Below are 18,503 nucleotides of genomic sequence, written 5' to 3'. Positions count from 1 at the left end.
CTTAGGAGCGGGGGCGTGGTGTACGAATCGAAAGCGTTGCCGTACTCCCCATGCAGTGCTCGTTTGTTCATAACACTACGCAGCAGTGAGACGCTGCACTGCGATCGAGCGAAAGCTTGTATCAGAGCTTGGGGCCCCTGGACGATAACGCTGGCTAGATTTGCAGGCTGAACTCTACGACACCGGAACTGATGCGTTGAGCTGTCTTGTGCATCAACTCCAGCAACTTGGTGCGATCGCTGAGTTCGAAACGACCAGTCGAGGCCACTAGTGCGAGCGCAGCGCAGTTCTCTACCTCAACAGGCGAGCAAAGCTGTGGTGCAGAAAACCGATAGGCTATTTGGTTTTCTGAAGCAGCGATGCCCAAACATTAGCCTGTTGACTTGGGCAGTAACCGGCAGCTAGCGCGCATTCAGCTATCATGGGCATGGGAGTGAATTGTCAGCGCGCCCGGTACTTTCGTACGCTCAAGCCCTCCACCGTCTAGCCACCATAGCGTCTGTTTATAAGCGCGCTGCAGCAAATCTTCTGTCTGGGCAAAATTGAATACAGAGACATCCACGGGGCACAAAGGTGGGACGATATGCAGGCTGGTGAGGGTACGGAAGTGTTCGATGTCGCTCACCAATTGGCGCATGCTCATCAGGTTGACGGTATGCAGTGCTAAAGCGACCAGGCCTCGCGGAGGTTGTGTCAGGGCGCAACTTACTCCGGTGGGCACTACCACGACATTAGTGGCCCCCAGGGCCACGGCAGTTGAAATGGGTGTATTGCTTGCCACACCGCCATCGACCAGAAATCGATCGGCAATTTGTACACACGGGAACACGAGCGGGATGGCCGCGCTTGCTAATAACGCCTGCTTAAGTTCCCCACTGGACAGCACTGTTTCGGCACCGCTGAGCAGATCAGTGGCGACGATGTGCAGGGGAAGTGCAGCCTCTTCAATGCGGTGAATGGGTAACGCTTGACCCAGTAGTCGATGCAAAGCCGCTGGTTGCAACAGGAAACCACGCCGCTTGATCAATCCTCTACAGGTATCAAGCCAGGATAAAGGAAAGATGTCCTTTTTATTCAGACCACGCCAGAAACCGGCGAGTGCTTCGACTCCTTCTGCATTGGGTCTTGCGGCAAAGTACGCGCCATTGATTGCCCCTACTGAGGCTCCGACCACTATGTCAAAGCTTACATTGGTCTCCATCAAGGCCCGCAGCATCCCTACCTGAACAGCTCCCAAGCTGCCACCGCCAGCAAATACGATTGCAGTTTTGGTAACCATGCTCGACGTCCTCTGCAGTCTTGCGTCGATTGAGTGTAGCTGACGAGACACGCGTTACTTACCGGCCTTTGTATCCTCTCTTGCGACAGAGCGTTGCTTTTCGACGGGCTTATTCTTTCCTTTGCTACGGGCATAGTGATCTCGACTGAATCGACACCCAAACGGTTGTCGACAATCCGATGACACAGAGGAACTCATGATGTCCAACAGCACTCAACTAACGCCTTTTCGCATTGAGATCCCTCAGGCCGAACTGGATGATTTGCAGCGTCGTCTGAATAGCACCCGCTGGCCGGATCGTGAAACCGTTGGCGATCATTCCCAAGGCGCACAATTGGCCAAGGTGCAAGACCTGGTTGAGTACTGGCGTACCCAGTATGACTGGCGTCGATTCGAGGCACGCTTGAACAGCTATCCGCAGTTCAAAACTGAAATTGATGGCCTGGGCATTCACTTCCTTCACATCAAATCTCCTCACGAAAACGCTTTACCGTTGATCATGACCCACGGTTGGCCGGGTTCGATTGTCGAGTTCCTCGACAGCATCGATCCGTTGGTAAATCCAACTGCTCATGGTGGCGAAGCGAAAGACGCTTTCCACGTGGTTCTGCCTTCTATTCCTGGTTATGGCTTTAGCGACAAACCGACCACTAAAGGTTGGAACCGCACCCGTATCGGTAATACCTGGCACGAATTGATGCAGCGCCTTGGCTACACTCGTTATGTTGCGCAGGGTGGTGACTGGGGCAGTGTGGTGACCACTGAGATGGGGCGCTTGAAACTGGACGGCTTGGCGGCGATTCACGTGAACCTGCCTTTTGTTGTTCCGACCGATCTGCCTGCAGAGCTGAGCGCAGAAGAGCAAGCAGCACTCGATCAGTGCGTGCTGTTTGCTTCTGACGGCATCGCCTATCACGACCTGCAAACCACTCGCCCAGAGACCATCGGCTTCTCGCTGGCGGACTCTCCTGTGGGTCAGGCTTCGTGGATCTACGAGAAGCTTGCGTCCTGGAGCGACAGTGGTGGCACTGCCGAGAGCGTGTTCTCTTACGACCAGATTCTCGACAACGTCATGCTGTACTGGGTGACAAACAGCGGTGCATCGTCGGCACGTATGTATGCCGAGCATCCAGGTCTTAACTTCGGTGCCATTCACCTTGATCTGCCAGTGGCTGTCTCGGTGTTCCCAGGAGAGATCTACACGCCGCCGAAGGCATGGGCCGAGCAGGCGTACAGCGATTTGATCTACTGGAATAAAGCGGAAAAAGGCGGCCATTTTGCGGCCTTTGAACAGCCTAAGATTTTCGTCAATGAAGTGCGAGCGGCGTTCTCTACTGTTCGTTGATGGCGGCTGGAGCGTTCGTGAAGTGATCGCGCATCTCTAGGTCCGCGTTTAACTGGGCTCGGCGTATCCTACTGGCCTAATGTGCGCGCGGACTCTTCCCGTTCAGTTCTGCGGCCAACGCTGCCTGAGCGCTAGGGCGAGCACCGATGCGTTCTTGGTAAGCGGCTAAAGCTGGCCACCGTCTCAGGTCAATCGAGAACCAGTCGAGCCATCTGAGTAACGTATAGAGGTAGGCATCTGCCACGGAAAATGCTTCGCCCAATAAATAGGGTTGCTGTGAAAGCGTCTGGTTGAGTGAGTCCACACGACGGAAGAGGCGGGTGTAGATTTGGTCGCGCACCTGCTGAGGGATATCTCGAAATAAGGGGCTCATTGCACAATTGAGCTCGCACGACAGAAAACTCAGGCACTCACGCAGGCGTACTCGCTGCCAGCTATCTGACGGTGGCGCCAAGCCTGCCGCGGGTTTGAGATCGGCAAGAAATTCGAGAATAGTCGAGCTTTCGGTAAGCACCTCTCCATTGTCGAGCATCAAGGCTGCGATGTACCCATGTGGGTTGATGCTCCAGTAATCCTCTCCTGCGGAAGTGGTTTTGGTGGCGTGGTCGACCTGGATTAGCTGAAATGGAATGTTCAGCTCACGCAATACGATATGGGGTGCCATCGAACAGGCTTCAGGAGTGAAATAGAGCTTCATGGGAGGGGCTCTCGTCGTGCGGATCTGGAAAATAGAAGGATAGCTCGCTGAGGAAAATATCGCGTTTGGCGGTGCTTCGACATATGCGCCGTTCATCGGCAAAGCGCACGACGACAGAGGCGCCCAAAGGTGCGGTTTTCCACTCTCTCCCTTACGCAGTCGTAATCAGGATTGTCGCTCCTGTGGCAACTGTGTAACCACCATAGCGTTATTTATGCGGTCTAGCGCGGAGGGCATAATTCACTGCAAGCCGGACCCAATTCAATAGTTTCGTTGTGACTCAAGCGGATCAACAACCCAGGTACTGATAAAAAACCGTGCCCTTAGTTGCTGGGCAGACGCTTGAAAGATAGTCATGAAACTACTTGGGTGTTTTGCTGCGCCGTAAAGAAAAGTGCTGTTTTCGAAAAAGATCTAATCAGTTAGAACTGACACCCTCTATTCATATCATTGTCTCTTTTGTGGCTACTAACAGTAGACCCTTGCGTTATTTATCCGCCTCTCACGCTCCGGCAGTATTTGTCCATGGGCAGATTTATTACTTGGCTGCCAACGTTGGTTCATCTCTTGGCTGCCGCAAATTTTGCGTTCTACGGGCCAGGCTGGGCCGGATCTATTTTCAGTGCGGACGCAGAATCAGAGGCGGCGGCAATGTTGACGAAAGACCAGATTACCTCCGGTGCATACCTCGAAAATTTCGGTGAGATGCCAAAAGATTTGTTGTGGACGTTAGAGCAGATCGAGCAATCCATGCGCGAAACGTTGGCCAAACGCCATGAACGTGGCGACATCTGGGTCTTTGGTTACGGTTCGTTGTTATGGAATCCCTTGTTGAACTTTGCAGGACAAAAGCGCGCAACTTTACAAGGCTGGCACAGAAGCTTTTGCATGCGAATCATCGCTGGCCGGGCCACTGTCAGTACGCCGGGACGGATGCTGGCACTTGAACCAGGGGGCTCTACTCAGGGAGTCGCTTTCAAGTTGACCGAGCAGGTGGCACGAGAAGAGTTGATCTTGCTTTGGATTCGGGAGATGCCAACTGGCGCTTATCGACCGGTTTGGGCGCCGATCTCTATGGATGACGGGACACACGCTACGGCATTGGTATTCGTCGCTGAGCCTGACCATCCGCTGTATGAAAAGGATGCGAGTGTTGAATCCGTTACGCGGCACATTTCAGTAGCGTCTGGCCCTATGGGGAGTAACGCAGAGTATGTGCACAAGTTGACCAATGCATTATGCGAAAGCGGATTTTTTGATGAATACATCGGCGCATTGTCAGCAGGAATAACGCCCTGAATTAAACCTGATGTTGTGTGTGTTGTGCTGTAAGTATCCGGTTTCGGGAAGGAGTCTCTCTGCGCCCGAAATTCATAAAAGTCAATTGCAAGACGTTTGGTAGTAGACCGGAGCTGGTATTCGATCGCTGCCTATCAAGACAGTAACTTAACTGAGTAGGAGAAAAGAAATGATCGCCCATCACAAACGACTTTCTGTTGCGTTGAGTGCGCTCTTAGTGGCCGGCACAGCCGGAATCGCCGTGAAGTATGGCGATCATTTTCCACCCATTGAGTCAGCTCATGCGGCAGAAGCAGCGGTCGCCCCTAAAACTGAAGTTGATGTTGCCACCGTGGTCTTTAAACAGATTAGCGAGTGGCAGAGTTATTCGGGTCGCCTTGAGGCGGTAGGTAAGGTCGATATCCGTCCATTGGTACCAGGAACTATCGTTGCCGTACATTTCAAAGACGGAGCAATGGTCAACAAAGGAGATCGCCTGTTCACTATTGATCAGCGTCCTTATCTGGCCGAAGTTGATCGTGCTGCCGGTCAATTAGCCGCTGCTGAGTCCCGCGCCGTCTATACGGCGACCGATGCCGCTCGCGCTGGGCGATTGATCGAATCCAATGCCATTTCCAAGCGCGATCTGGACGAGAAACAAAATGCTTCGCGCGAAGCGATCGCTAACGTGAAAGTGGCGAAGGCAGCACTCGACGCGGCCAAGGTCAATCTTTCCTACACTGAAATCAGCGCCCCCATCGCCGGACGTGTATCGCGTGCGGAACTGACCGTTGGCAACGTAGTGTCGGCAGGCCCGGCGGCACCGGTGCTGACCAGCCTGGTTTCGGTAACACCTATCTACGCATCCTTCGATGTCGATGAGCAAACCTACCTGCGCTACCTGAATCAGGCGTCAGGCAAACCTGCTCCCGTTTCCCTCGGTCTTGCTGACGAAACCGGTTACTCGCGCAACGGTGTGGTCGACTCCATCGACAACCAACTCGACACCCAATCGGGAACCATCCGTGTGCGGGCACGTATCGATAACGCAAATGGTGCACTGATGCCGGGTCTGTACGCACGTATCAAGGTGGGCGGCGGTAAGCCAACGGACGCCGTATTGGTTGATGACTCGGCCATCGGCACCGATCAGGCGAAGAAATTTGTCCTGTTGGTCGGCCAGGGCGATGTCGTCGAGTACCGCGAGGTCACCCTGGGCAACCTGCACGATGGACTGCGCATCATCACTTCTGGTCTGAAGGCCGGTGATCGGGTGGTGGTCAGCGGTGTGCAACGCGTACGTCCCAACGACACCGTGCACGCCAACGCCGTGGAAATGGCAAACATCGGTCGTGCTGCGAAGCCTTCGGCTTAACGAGAGAACATCATCATGAATATCTCTAAATTCTTTATTGACCGGCCGATCTTCGCCGGCGTGCTGTCGGTGGTGGTGGTCTTGGCGGGGTTGATTGCCCTCACCAAGCTGCCGACCGCCGAATACCCTGAAGTGGTACCTCCCTCGGTGGTGGTGCGCGCCGAGTACCCGGGCGCCAACCCGAAAGTAATCGCCGAAACCGTTGCTTCGCCGATTGAAGAACAGATCAACGGCGTGGAAAACATGCTCTACATGCAGTCGCTGGCCAACAGCGACGGCAAGTTGACGACCACCGTCACCTTCAAGCTCGGTACTGATCCGGACAAGGCTCAGCAGTTTGTGCAGAACCGCGTGGCGCAGGCTTTGCCGCGTCTGCCTGAAGACGTGCAGCGCCTGGGCGTGACCACGATCAAGTCCTCACCCACCCTGACCATGGGCGTGAGCATCACCTCGCCGAACCAGCGTTACGACCTGACCTACCTGCGCAACTATGCGTTGATCAACGTCAAGGATCGCCTGGCGCGGATTCCTGGTGTGGGTGAAGTGGTGATGTGGGGCGCCGGCGACTACTCAATGCGCATCTGGCTCGACCCGCAAAAGGTCTCCCGCCTGAACATGACCGCTCTCGATGTGGTGAAGGCCATTCGTGAGCAGAACGTGCAGGTGGCGGCCGGTATCGTTGGCGGTGCGCCAATGCTCACCGACGTACCGATGCAGTTGAGCGTCAACGCCCAAGGCCGTTTGAAAACCGAGCAGGAATTTCGCGACATCATCCTGAAATCTTCCGGTGGCGCGATCACGCGGCTGTCGGATGTCGCTCGTGTGGAAATGGCCGCGTCCGAGTACACCTTGCGTGCACTGCTCGACAACAAGCCTGCCGTACAGATGATTATCTTCCAGCAACCGGGTGCAAACTCGTTGCAGATTTCCGATGACGTACGCACCGTCATGGAAGAGATCAAGCAGGACATGCCGGATGGTGTCGATTACGGCATCAAGTACGACCCCACCCAGTTTGTGCGTGACAGTATTCATGCTGTGATCCAGACCCTGCTGGAGGCGATTGCCCTGGTAGTACTGGTGGTCATCGTGTTCCTGCAGACCTGGCGCGCCTCGCTGATTCCGTTGCTGGCGGTGCCGGTATCGATCATCGGTACTTTTGCATTGCTGCTGGGCTTTGGTTACACCATCAATGCCCTGTCGCTGTTCGGCATGGTGCTGGCAATCGGTATTGTGGTCGACGACGCCATCGTCGTGGTGGAAAACGTCGAACGAAACATCGCTGACGGTCTGTCGCCGCGTGATGCGACCTACAAGGCCATGCAGGAAGTAAGCGGGCCGATCATCGCCATCGCGCTGACCCTGGTGGCGGTGTTCGTGCCGCTGGCTTTCATGTCCGGCCTGACCGGTCAGTTCTATCAACAGTTCGCGATGACCATTGCGATCTCTACCGTGATCTCGGCGTTCAACTCCCTGACCCTGTCGCCAGCGTTGTCCGCCATCCTGCTCAAAGGGCATGACGAGCCGAAAGACCGTCTGACCCGGATCATGGACAAGCTATTCGGTCGTTTCTTCAACGTCTTCAACCGCGTTTTCAACCGGGGTTCGGAAAACTATGGCAACGGTGTACGCCGTGTCGTTAACCGCAAGCTGGTGATGCTGGTGATCTACGGCATTCTGCTCGGTGGCGCGGTGTGGATGGGCAAAATCGTGCCGGGTGGTTTTGTGCCAGCACAAGACAAGGACTACGTGGTTGCTATCGCACAATTGCCTAGCGGCGCGACGTTGGATCGCACCGAGAACGTCGTGCGTGACATGGGTGATATCGCCTTGGCCATTCCAGGCGTGAAGAACCTGCCGCAGTTTCCGGGGTTGTCGGTCAGCCTGACCAACTCGCCAAGCAGTGCCCTGGTATTCCCTGTACTTGAGCCGTCGAAGTATCGCTCCAAAGAAGAGTCCGCCTCGGCCATCGTTGCGCAGTTGAATGCCAGATATGCCGGGATCAAGGACGCGGCCATCGCCGTATTCCCCCCACCGCCAGTGGCGGGCCTGGGGACGGTCGGTGGTTTCAAACTGATGATCGAAGACCGTGGCGCACTGGGCTTGGAGGCGCTGAACAAGGCGACTCAGGATTTCTTGGCTGCGGCTGCGAAGGCGCCGGAACTGGGCCCGGCATTCTCGATGTTCCAGATCAACATGCCTCAACTCAACGTTGACCTGGATCGGGTTAAGGCCAAGCAGTTGGGTGTGTCGGTCACTGATGTATTTGACACCCTGCAGATCTACCTGGGTTCGATGTACGTCAATGACTTCAACGCGTTCGGTCGTGTGTATCAAGTGCGGGCTCAGGCGGATGCGCCGTTCCGTGCTACCGCTGAAAACATTGGCTTGCTGAAAACCCGCAACGACAAAGGTGAGATGGTGCCGCTGTCGTCGCTGATCAAAGTGACCACTACCTATGGCCCGGAAATGGTCGTGCGCTACAACGGCTACACCGCTGCCGACATCAACGGGGGCCCGGCTCCCGGCTATTCGTCTGGCCAGGCTCAGGCGGCGGTCGATCGTATCGCCAAGGAAGTATTTCCACGCGGGATCAAGTACGAGTGGACTGACCTGACCTATCAACAGGTACTCGCTGGCAACGCGGCAATGTGGGTGTTCCCGATCAGCGTGTTGTTGGTGTTCCTGGTGTTGGCTGCCTTGTATGAAAGTCTGACCTTGCCATTGGCGATCATCCTGATCGTACCAATGAGTATTCTGTCGGCACTGGTGGGTGTGTGGCTGACCAATGGTGACAACAACATCTTCACCCAGATTGGTTTGATGGTGTTGGTGGGGCTGTCGGCGAAGAACGCCATTCTGATTGTCGAGTTCGCCCGTGAACTGGAAATGCAGGGCCGTTCCATTGTGCAGGCCGCGATCGAGGCCAGCCGCCTGCGTCTGCGTCCGATCCTGATGACGTCCATCGCCTTCATCATGGGGGTAGTGCCGTTGGTGTTCTCCACCGGCGCGGGTTCTGAAATGCGTCAGGCCATGGGTATCGCAGTGTTCTTCGGCATGCTGGGCGTGACTCTGTTCGGTTTGATGTTGACGCCGGTGTTCTACGTGTTGCTGCGCAAACTGTCGGGTGTGGAACACCTGGTGGATAAGCACGGTAAACACCCACACCTCGGTGCTGACCTCAACGACGACTTTAATATCAGTCCGGAACACACGCCCCACTCAAGTAGTGGCCATCACACTCAAGCATCAGCCCGCGTGCCTGAAGCCGCGTACCTGAAGTAAGGAGAACGACATGAAAGTGTTTGCAATGAATCGGATGCTTTTAGGATCGGTCTGGCTGGCGACGATGCTGGTGACGGCCGGCTGCTCCCTGGCGCCGACTTACGAGAAACCTGATGTTTCTGCACCACAGGCTTTCAAAGAGGAAAAGGTTTCGGCACCGCTGTCTTCTGCCGAAGCCGGCAACTGGAAAACGGCCGAGCCGTCGGAGGACTTCACCAGGGGCGAGTGGTGGCGGGTGTTCAATGACACCACTCTGAATCACCTCGAAAGTCAGGCGCAGGATGCCAACCAGAATTTGGTTGCAGCGGCCGCACGGTTGAATGAGGCGAGGGCGCTGAATCAGTCGGCTCGCTCGGCTCTGTTCCCAACCGTAGACGCGGGTTTCGGCCCGACCCGTCAGCGTGTGTCACCGGCGTCGCAGTTCCAGTCGGACAGCGGGCAGGGGGCAAGTCAAACCCTGTGGCGTGCCCAGACCGGTATCTCTTACGAGGTCGACATGTTTGGTCGCGTCGCCAACACGGTTGATGCGGCGGACGCGGAAACCCAGCGTAGCGAAGCCTTGTTCCATTCGGTGTTGTTGGCCTTGCAGGCGGATGTAGCACAGAACTATTTCGCGTTGCGTGAACTGGACGCGGAAATCGAGGTGTACAACCATGCCATCGAACTGCGTGAACAAGCCCTGAAACTGGTGCAGCAGCAATATGCGCTGGGCGATATCAGTGAGCTGGATGTTGCGCGTGCCGAGTCTGAGTTAGCGACAGCCCGGTCGGATGCAATGACGGTGCAGCGTCTGCGTGCGACGTCGGAGCACAGCCTCGCGGTGTTGCTGGGCAAAACACCGGCAGAGTTTTCGATGGCCGCCAATCCTTTACAGCCGGTGAATCTGCGTATCCCGGCGGGTTTGCCATCTTCACTGCTGGAGCGTCGTCCGGACATCGCCGCAGCCGAACGCTCGATGGCTGCGGCGAACGCACGGATCGGCGTGGCTAAAGCGGCGTTCTTCCCGTCATTGACGCTGACCGGCACTGCCGGTTTTGAGTCCGGTTCGCTGAGCAACTTGTTCAAATGGAGCAGCCGTACTTTCCTGCTTGGCCCGTTGGTGGGTACAGCGCTTGACTTGCCGATCTTCGACGGCGGCCTGCGCAAGGGCAACCTGGCCAAGGCCCGGGCCGAGTATGAAGAAGATGTCGCCAACTATCGGCAACAGGTGCTGGTGGCGTTCCGTGAAGTAGAGGACAACCTCGCCGATCTGCGTGTGCTGGAAGACCAGACCCGGACGCAGTCGCAAGCTGTGGAGGCGTCAGGCCGGGCGGCGAAAGTCGCTCGGGCGCAGTACACCGAAGGAGATGTCATCTATCTCTCTGTGATCGACGCGGAGCGGACGGCGCTGCAATCACGCAGGGCGGCGGTGCAGTTGCAGGGCGCTCAAGCGGCGGCCACCGTGAACCTGATTCGCGCATTGGGTGGTGGCTGGGGTAATGCCAAACCGGCCACGTCTCAAGCGATCACGCAGCGGTAAAGCTCGCTGACTATCACCGATGGAAAAACAGAGAAGCATGCCATCGAGCATGCTTTTTTGTTTTTGTGATGACGCATCGGTGCATCCGTCACGCAGGCCCGGAATCGGGGGTGTCGCATTGTCTCTTTGCAAGCGACGAAGCGTCTCACGCAGGTGCGTTTAAGGACTTCCTTGCTTACAGGACAATAGCTCCCAAGCACAGGCGATGCCTGGGTTTCCAAGTGGCAAACCCCTCGACGGTGATGCCGATTTTCAAAGACGGTGCATTCAGCTGCGCACATTCCACTTACGGTGAAATCATGAAATCAACAGACCGAGTTGCCAGGGAGAAAGACAAGCTGCTTATTCTTGCAGCGATTTGTCTTTCCGCTTTGGTACTTCCACTGAGTTTTACCGGAGGGGCAGTTGCCACGCCCGCGATTGGGCGGGATCTGGGTGGAAGTCCAGTGGCGCTTACCTGGATCACCAATGCCTTCATGCTGTCTTTCGGCAGTTTACTGATGGCTGCAGGTGCTTTGGCTGACGTATATGGGCGCAAGCGCCTGTTCACCATCGGCATGATGCTGTTTACCGCTGCGTCGTTGGCCCAAAGCATGGCACCTTCGGTGTTCTGGCTTGATATCCTGCGTGCCATTCAAGGGGTTGCCGGTGCGGCTGCACTGGCGAGTGGCTCCGCTGCGCTTGCACAAGAGTTTGAAGGTCATGCTCGCACCCGTGCGTACAGCATGCTGGGCACGACCTTCGGTATCGGTCTGGCATTCGGCCCATTGGTGGCCGGCGTGTTGATCGAAGCCTTTAGCTGGCGTGCGATTTTCCTGTTCACGGCTTTGATCGGTGTGATTGCCATGGTCTTTGGCCTGCCGCGCATGCGTGAGACACGTGACCCCGGCGCAACAGGTCTTGACTGGCCCGGCACCGTTACCTTCAGTTCGGTGCTGGCGTTGTTTACATTTGGCGTGATCCAAGCGCCTGACAGCGGTTGGGGTAGCCCTTTAGTGGTTGGCCTGTTGGGTGCATCGGCGGTATTGCTGGTGGTTTTCGTGATGATTGAAATGCGCGTCAAGCGCCCGATGCTGGATCTGACGCTGTTCCGCTTCCCGCGTTTTGTCGGCGTGCAAATGCTGCCGATCGGCACCTGCTACTGCTACATCGTGCTGGTCGTGATGCTGCCGTTGCGATTCATTGGTGTTGAAGGCCTGAGCGAAATCGACGCCGGTTTGCTGCTGCTGGCACTGTCTGCACCAATGTTGGTAGTACCGATGCTGGCCGCCTCGATGACGCGGTTTATCTCCGCCGGCGTTCTTTCGGGCGTGGGGTTCCTGATCGCTGCCGTGGGGCTGCACTGGTTGAGCCTGTATAACATTGGCGAGCCGAAGTTTGGTCTGGTTGGCCCCATGCTGTTGATCGGTATCGGGGCAGGTCTGCCTTGGGGCTTGATGGACGGCCTGTCGGTCAGCGTCGTACCAAAAGAGCGCGCGGGTATGGCGGCTGGCATTTTCAACACGGTGCGTGTCGCGGGTGAGGGCATCGCCCTGGCAAGCGTGGCTGCGATGCTGGCTTCGTTGCTGCATACCAACCTTTCAGAAGCGGTACAGGTGGTTGCAGGGAGCGCTGATGCATCGCTTATTGCAGAAGCCGCGCATCGCGTTACCACCGGTGATATGGCCCATGCCATCAACACCGTTCCAGGTCTGGCCAATGAGCGTCTGGTACAAGGGTATGCCTCTGCATTTCAGTACCTGCTGCATATCCTGACCATCATCACATTGGCTTCTGCGGCTGTGGTTCTTGGATTGTTGAGCAAGAATCGTGCGGTTGCAGGTGGCGCTGCCAGCGAAGCTGCCTAGGCATCAAAACAGTTGCCCGCCTTGAAGCGGCAATAACCCGATGTGCTCAGACCCCGAAGCAGAAGATCCCTTTCTGCTTCAGGGCTTTTTGCGTTTGGCGAGCCTGGATCAAGAGCAGGATGCGACAAGTCATCACGCTAACGCAGACGATCCGCCAGGTAGTTGAGCACCGCTCGGGTTTTTGCCGGCATACGACTGCCCAAGGGTATGAGGGCATGGACAGGAGGGCCCGGTGAGTCAACAGCAGTGAGTACGCGGACAAGCTTGCCGCAATCGACATAGGGTTGAGCAACCTTGTCATAAATTTGGGCAATGCCGAGCCCAATAACCGTGGAGTCAATAACGGCCTGCCCATCTGAAACAATCAAAACCGGCGTCGGCGAAAACTCTCGAACATGGCCATTATCGGTAATCGACCAGGGACGCAGCCGACCAGTAAACCCCCGAAAAATAACCGCCTCGTGGTTGACCAGATCGGCCGCTGACTCAATCGGCGGATGACGGGCCAGGTAGTCGGGAGAGGCGTACAGACTGAGTGTGATATTGCAGAGCTTGCGCACAGTCATTTCACTGTCCTGCGGCAACTCCCCCGCACGAACTACAATATCCCAGCCTTCACCCACTGCGTCCGACATGCGATCGGTCATGGACAACTCCAGCGTCACCTGTGGGTAGCGCTGACGAAGTTCGGAGATGGTTGGAAGAAACAACTGGCGAAACCCAGACGGGATGTCCAGGCGAACGCGGCCCATTGGCTCATCTTTTCTTGCGGCTAACTCGCGAGCCGCATCCCGAAGGCCATCCAGCGCCGCGATGGCCGCGTTCAGATAAGTTTCGCCATCTTCAGTTAGACGTACGGCACGGGTGGTACGCTGGAAGAGCTTGGTACCCAGCCTGATCTCCAGTCGTTGAACCGCCTTGCCTACGTTGGATTTGCTCGTTGAAAGATTTTCAGCAGCTCGGGTAAAGCTACCGGTCTGTGCGACGCCGACGAAGGCGGCTATGTCCGGAAAGGAGGTGTCGGCTCGTTCCATTACAGTCTCTCTATAATCTGTCTATTCATGTCGATACGTACACAACTATCGCTTGACTTACTATGGCTCATTTTTCAAAAGGCGGTTTGAGATTTTTTATCTCGATAGTGCGGTACCATCTCACAATGGCGGAGCTAAAGACGTTCGGTAAAAAAAGCTAGTGCGCTTGCTATATCTTAAAGTTTTTTCTTTGTGAAAAGTTTTAGGGTTTTATCTAATATTAATTGAAAGCATCATTGCTTACGATTTTTTGATACCGTAATTTTTATTAGAATAGTTTCAGACGAAATGCTTCGGGATCGGTTGCAGGCTCGGTCTCGTAGACGGCCCTCGGTTGCGCTATTTTGGTTTTCAGGTCCGCAAGCGCGCGGGACTTTTTTGAATGAGTAATAGTTTTGTTGAGTTGACTTTCTTTGTCTGGAGTGGGGCGCTATTTTTAATAGAAGCCCAAAGCCGTACCTAAGCTTTGCGCTGACAGAGGTCTCTGCGTGCTTGTGTTATTCGGCGTATCGAGCTCAAAGGCAGTGGGCCTATTTCGCGTGATTACCTGAGAATCGAGTTTCAGCACCGACTATATAGGTTATTTAAATCTGAATAAGCGCTTTTTTGGACACAGACTGTCTCCCATATGGATTCAATGATTGGTTTCAGACGTTCTGTGATCGACGCTTGGAAAGCTCACGTCCGTATTCATTTTTTCACGTTCTCCCATCATATAAGAAGACCCGCCGGTACAAGGCAGCGACGATCACCCGACGCTTTATCAAACGGTGGGCTGATTGTAGCTGTGCAAGCTACAGAGCGTATCGTTGCCGGCTGTTTATCATCCTCAGAGGGAAGCTCAGACTTTGTTCACCAGCCCGGATTCAGGGCGCGGAAAAACAACTGACTCCCCGAGGAATGCAATCATGACTAAGTTGTACATCGCCGATCAAACCTGCTCCCAAGCCGTTCAGATCATCGCCAACGAAATTGGTCTGAATCCTGAACTGGTTCACTTCAACGTTTTCGACCAAACCACTTCCAATGGTGAATCTTTCGCCGAGGCCAACCCACTCCTGTACGTTCCGGTTCTGGCCCTGGAAAATGATTCGCAGGACAAAATCACCGAAACGATCGTTATTACTTCCTACCTGGCTGACCAGCATCCTGAATTCGGTCTGATCCCAACGCGTGGCACCCTGGAACGCGTCAAGGTCGACCAATTGCTGACCTTCATCGCCACCGAGATTGCACAGAAGCATATCCCTCTGATGCGCAAACTAATGACCGATTTCGGCACGGAGTGGACTCGTGCAAAACTGGTCGCCGCATACACCACCTTGGACACCCGTCTGGCTGACGGACGTGCGTACCTGCTAGGCGATAATTTCTCGGTTGTTGACGCCTATGTTTGGGCCACCCTGTGGCACGAACGCTCGGGCACCGAGATCGGCCATCTGGAAAACCTGAACGCCTGGAAAGCGCGTGTAGACGCTCGTCCATCCGTTCAAAAGGCGCTGAAGGATGAAGCTGAAATCGTGGCTATCCATAAGGCACGAGCAACTGCCTGATCGCTGACACGCAAGTAGGCGATGGGTCGTGGTGATAACCACGGCCCATTTTTTTGATCGTATTTATGTTCTAAGCAAAGGCAGTCCCGCGGTTGCTGTCATGCCGCGGAGGAGAGGAGGCCGTGGCAGTGTCAGCTACAAATTGTCTCTCAGTTGCAGTGTGTCAAAAGGACGATTTCACCACCTGTTTCGATGATGGCCTTCATCTGCACTACCACCTGACCTTAAACGGCACACTCGAAATGTTGAGTGGCGATGGTTGCCGCAGCTTCCTTACGTTGATAACACTGACAATAACTTTGTATTCCTCGCTGGCGTTAAACCATGAACTGCCCTCGCTATCGATGCCTCCTGCCTACAAAGAAGAAAGAACTGAGCCAGCACTCTGCAGATTCAGCTCAGGCGCTCTTGCTCTAAAGCACTCATCATATTTTCCAGAACTGGCCTCTCAGGTTAAGGCCGCCAGGAAAAAGATTATCGAACGGCGATCGAGGAGGGGGGGGATGTTTGAGTCGTGTTATTAGCCCTGGAGATATCGTCGTATTGTTTGTTTTGGTATTTTTGCAAATCGCCAAAAATAAAATAAGTTGTTTTGATTTTTTATATTGACGGGATTTATGGTGCGCGGCGCAAGATGCGAGTAGGATTCTGCTTGGATCAACATCCCGATGTGCTTCTGTCAATTTTACTCTTGGTAGAGGCTTCATTCATCGTCCTTTGGTTTTTGCCGCCTATTCATAGGCGGCTTTTTTTTGCCCTGAGTAAATATCATTAGTCCTGATATCGAAAACAAGTAAGCTTCAAGTAAATTGTCGCTTTTGCTACGACTAAGCGTCTCATTTTTCACGGTTTATCCATTTCATTATCCACCGCACAATTATTTTAGGTTGCGATGAATCTGGCGTGAAAGCTGATGACTGACCGACGCAGTTCGGTGGGGTAGTTGCTAGTACAAAAAAGGCAGTTGCTTTCAAGCCGCAAGCATCATCGTAATCATCTCCGTGCCAGAAAAAACAATAAACTGAATAGTAGAGGAAAAGAGGACTATGGCGATCAATGAGAAAATTTTTCATAACGTCGACCTCAACCTGATGGTGACGTTTTTAGTGCTATATCGTGAGCGAAGTGTCTCGCGCGCCGCAGTTCTAATGAAGGTAGGGCAACCTGCCGTGAGTGGTTCTCTCGCTCGATTGAGATCGCACTTTGACGATCCATTATTTCTTCGGACAGGTAGAGGAGTGCGCCCAACAGGAAAAGCGGTAGAGATCGCAGAAAATTTGATGCCTGCGTTTAGCTGTATTGAAGCTGTAATAACGGGGCGTCATCCGCCTCTTCCAGATGAAGAGACGAGTTCACAGTCATCATGGAGTGATGATTTTTTGTAGTTCCTCAGCCTCCAACCGCAGGGGGATTTGGACGGTTACCAAGGCAGTTCGTTGCCGTGGCGGTCAGTGAAGCGCAGACCGGGCACACCGGCATTACGGGCCACGACGTCCACAACCAGAGGAATGCTTTCGGAGATGTCCAGCAAGGCATTGTCCGTGCCCATAGGGAGCTACGACATGCAGTCGATCTTATAGGCGCATTCGCCCGGATCGGGTAATCAGAAGCAGTTTGATCAAGTATGGCGCCGTACTCCGACATCTGGCGCACTCAACCAATAATAAAAACACGTGAGCCGTATTGTAAGCGCGGTGCCTGAGTTTGAGTTGGACGTAGATGAACGGAACGAGTTTGGGCAACGGAGCCGCATTACCAGCTTGCACGAGCATCGGTACACGCTGACCAGAAGAGAAACGGCACTGAATCAGCTTCATCGGCAGCCACCTCATTGAATAACTTGCCATGAACATGAAGGACATGGCCCGTTGAGAGAATGGACACCAGAAGTGGGTTTGTCGAATCAGCGCCTTAGGTAGCTCATGAACATCTATGACATGACCTGTCGTTTAACATAATATACATTATGCGTAATCATATGATCCGTTATCAGGGTCAGTGCCAGCCAGATTTCAACCAGTGCACCACGCTCCTCATCGACCAAACCCAGCCTGTCTCGATTTGGTCGATGAGCCTGGATCACACCTGAGCGAAACCGCCATCCACGAACATCTCGCTGCCCGTCATGAAGCTGCTCTCATCCGATGCCAGGAACAATGCCGCATTCGCCACTTCATCTGGCTGCCCCATACGACCCAGCGGTACACGCGTAACCATCGAATCGACAATCGCATCCTTCTGGCCGGTACCTGATAGCGCTCTGTCCAAACCCGGTGTCGTTGTCGGCCCAGGTGAAAGCACGTTCACGCGAATACCTGTGCCTTGCAGATCCAGCGCCCAGCTTCTTGCGAAGTTTCGCAGTGCGCCTTTCGACGCGCTGTAGACGCTGAACGCTGCGGTGCCCATCGAGGCCGTCGTCGAACCTGTCAGCACAATCGAGCCACCGGCGCTCATCAATGGCAACGCGTTCTGTACGGTGAACAACGTGCCTTTCACGTTCACGCCAAAGGTGCGATCAAACGATTCCTCCGTGATCGCACCAATGGGCTCCAGATCCCCAAGGCCCGCATTGGCGAACAACACATCTACACGACCTTTGTCAGCTTTGATCTGCGCGAATACCCGCTCAAGATCACGCAGGTTTGAAATGTCGCCCTGGATCGCGATCGCGTCATGCCCGATCAGGACCAAGGCTTTGTCCAGTTCATCCTGGCGGCGTCCCACGATAACGACCTGTGCACCTTCGGCCGCAAAGCGTATGGCGCTGGCCAAGCCGATCCCGCTGTTGCCACCGGTGACGATGGCGATTTTCCCGTTGAGCCTGCTCATGAGTGTTTCCCTCAAATGTTGAGGCCCAAGCGTAGATCTGCGCTATTGTTTTGAATAGTATGCACCTTTTGGTAAGTACCCAGCCTGAGGGCAAAAACATGTCAAACAGCACCTTTAACTGCGGGCTCGACGCCGCCCTGGCGGTGATTGGCGGGAAATGGAAACCGTTGGTCCTGTACCACCTGGCCCATGAAGTTCACCGTTATGGCGAACTGCGGCGCGCCGTTGGCGGCGTGACGGACAAGGTGCTGATCCAGCAATTGAAGGAGCTGGAACGCGATGAGATCATCGCGCGCATCGACTACAAGGAGATACCGCCAAAGGTCGAATACTCCCTGACTCCCTTCGGACGCTCGCTGGCCCAGGCATTGGGGCCGCTTTGCCAATGGGGCACCGACCATATGCTGGCGGTTGAACGCATCAGTGAGCGCCGAGCGACCGCCCTCGCCCAGCCTTAAATTC

General features: G+C 54.8%; 14 protein-coding genes. 9 read left to right on the top strand and 5 right to left on the bottom strand.

From position 1 onward, the window contains the following. Positions 1–412: 412 nt before the first annotated feature. Positions 413–1,279, bottom strand: a complete 867-nt coding sequence (locus tag HX873_RS12115; protein WP_177122718.1) for a patatin-like phospholipase family protein — start codon at positions 1,277–1,279, stop codon at positions 413–415. A 199-nt stretch (positions 1,280–1,478) separates the two neighbouring features. On the opposite strand from HX873_RS12115, the gene HX873_RS12110 reads away from it, so the two are divergent. Continuing rightward, positions 1,479–2,624, top strand: coding sequence for an epoxide hydrolase family protein (locus HX873_RS12110; RefSeq protein WP_214498809.1), 1,146 nt, complete (start codon positions 1,479–1,481; stop codon positions 2,622–2,624). Positions 2,625–2,700: 76 nt separating this feature from the next. Here the strand turns inward: HX873_RS12110 and HX873_RS12105 are convergent, their stop codons facing one another. Next, positions 2,701–3,321 (bottom strand): glutathione binding-like protein, encoded by a 621-nt coding sequence (locus HX873_RS12105; RefSeq protein ID WP_087692981.1) that lies wholly within the window; start codon positions 3,319–3,321, stop codon positions 2,701–2,703. Between the two features lie 525 nt (positions 3,322–3,846). Between HX873_RS12105 and HX873_RS12100 the strand changes: the two genes are divergently transcribed. The 5 genes from HX873_RS12100 (at position 3,847) to HX873_RS12080 (ending at position 12,625) form a co-directional block, all read left to right on the top strand. Then, positions 3,847–4,620 (top strand): gamma-glutamylcyclotransferase, encoded by a 774-nt coding sequence (locus HX873_RS12100; protein WP_256349628.1) that lies wholly within the window; start codon positions 3,847–3,849, stop codon positions 4,618–4,620. Positions 4,621–4,789: 169 nt separating this feature from the next. Beyond that, complete coding sequence (locus HX873_RS12095) at positions 4,790–5,974, top strand: efflux RND transporter periplasmic adaptor subunit (protein ID WP_177122716.1); 1,185 nt, start codon at positions 4,790–4,792, stop codon at positions 5,972–5,974. 15 nt (positions 5,975–5,989) lie between these two features. After that, positions 5,990–9,259 carry an efflux RND transporter permease subunit gene (locus HX873_RS12090; RefSeq protein ID WP_087692985.1) on the top strand — a complete coding sequence of 1,090 codons (3,270 nt, stop codon included), beginning with the start codon at positions 5,990–5,992 and terminating at the stop codon, positions 9,257–9,259. Positions 9,260–9,269: 10 nt separating this feature from the next. Next, positions 9,270–10,778 carry an efflux transporter outer membrane subunit gene (locus tag HX873_RS12085; RefSeq protein ID WP_087692986.1) on the top strand — a complete coding sequence of 503 codons (1,509 nt, stop codon included), beginning with the start codon at positions 9,270–9,272 and terminating at the stop codon, positions 10,776–10,778. Between the two features lie 299 nt (positions 10,779–11,077). Then, entirely contained in the window at positions 11,078–12,625 is a 1,548-nt protein-coding gene (locus HX873_RS12080; RefSeq protein ID WP_087693021.1) for an MFS transporter, read from the top strand. A gap of 137 nt (positions 12,626–12,762) precedes the next feature. Here HX873_RS12080 and HX873_RS12075 read toward each other — a convergent pair whose 3' ends face one another. Beyond that, positions 12,763–13,659, bottom strand: a complete 897-nt coding sequence (locus HX873_RS12075; RefSeq protein WP_025854739.1) for a LysR family transcriptional regulator — start codon at positions 13,657–13,659, stop codon at positions 12,763–12,765. 908 nt (positions 13,660–14,567) lie between these two features. On the opposite strand from HX873_RS12075, the gene HX873_RS12070 reads away from it, so the two are divergent. After that, on the top strand, positions 14,568–15,212 hold the full coding sequence (locus HX873_RS12070; protein ID WP_025854740.1) for a glutathione S-transferase family protein: 645 nt from the start codon (positions 14,568–14,570) through the stop codon (positions 15,210–15,212). A gap of 1,046 nt (positions 15,213–16,258) precedes the next feature. Further along, a complete protein-coding gene (locus HX873_RS12065; RefSeq protein WP_087692987.1) occupies positions 16,259–16,597 on the top strand; it encodes a LysR family transcriptional regulator in 339 nt (112 codons plus the stop codon). A 35-nt stretch (positions 16,598–16,632) separates the two neighbouring features. On the opposite strand, the gene HX873_RS31775 is transcribed toward HX873_RS12065, so the two are convergent. Both HX873_RS31775 and HX873_RS12055 read right to left on the bottom strand, forming a co-directional pair. After that, positions 16,633–16,761 carry a hypothetical protein gene (locus tag HX873_RS31775; protein ID WP_256349627.1) on the bottom strand — a complete coding sequence of 43 codons (129 nt, stop codon included), beginning with the start codon at positions 16,759–16,761 and terminating at the stop codon, positions 16,633–16,635. A gap of 530 nt (positions 16,762–17,291) precedes the next feature. Next, positions 17,292–18,041 (bottom strand): SDR family NAD(P)-dependent oxidoreductase, encoded by a 750-nt coding sequence (locus HX873_RS12055; protein WP_003217670.1) that lies wholly within the window; start codon positions 18,039–18,041, stop codon positions 17,292–17,294. A gap of 98 nt (positions 18,042–18,139) precedes the next feature. Between HX873_RS12055 and HX873_RS12050 the strand changes: the two genes are divergently transcribed. After that, entirely contained in the window at positions 18,140–18,499 is a 360-nt protein-coding gene (locus HX873_RS12050; protein ID WP_008433396.1) for a helix-turn-helix domain-containing protein, read from the top strand. The last annotated feature ends 4 nt before the right edge of the window (positions 18,500–18,503 follow it).

Source organism: Pseudomonas sp. P7758, from assembly GCF_013386485.1.
GTDB lineage: Bacteria > Pseudomonadota > Gammaproteobacteria > Pseudomonadales > Pseudomonadaceae > Aquipseudomonas.
The sequence above is the reverse complement of the archived record's forward strand: the minus strand, read 5'-3'. Positions and strand labels throughout refer to the sequence as shown.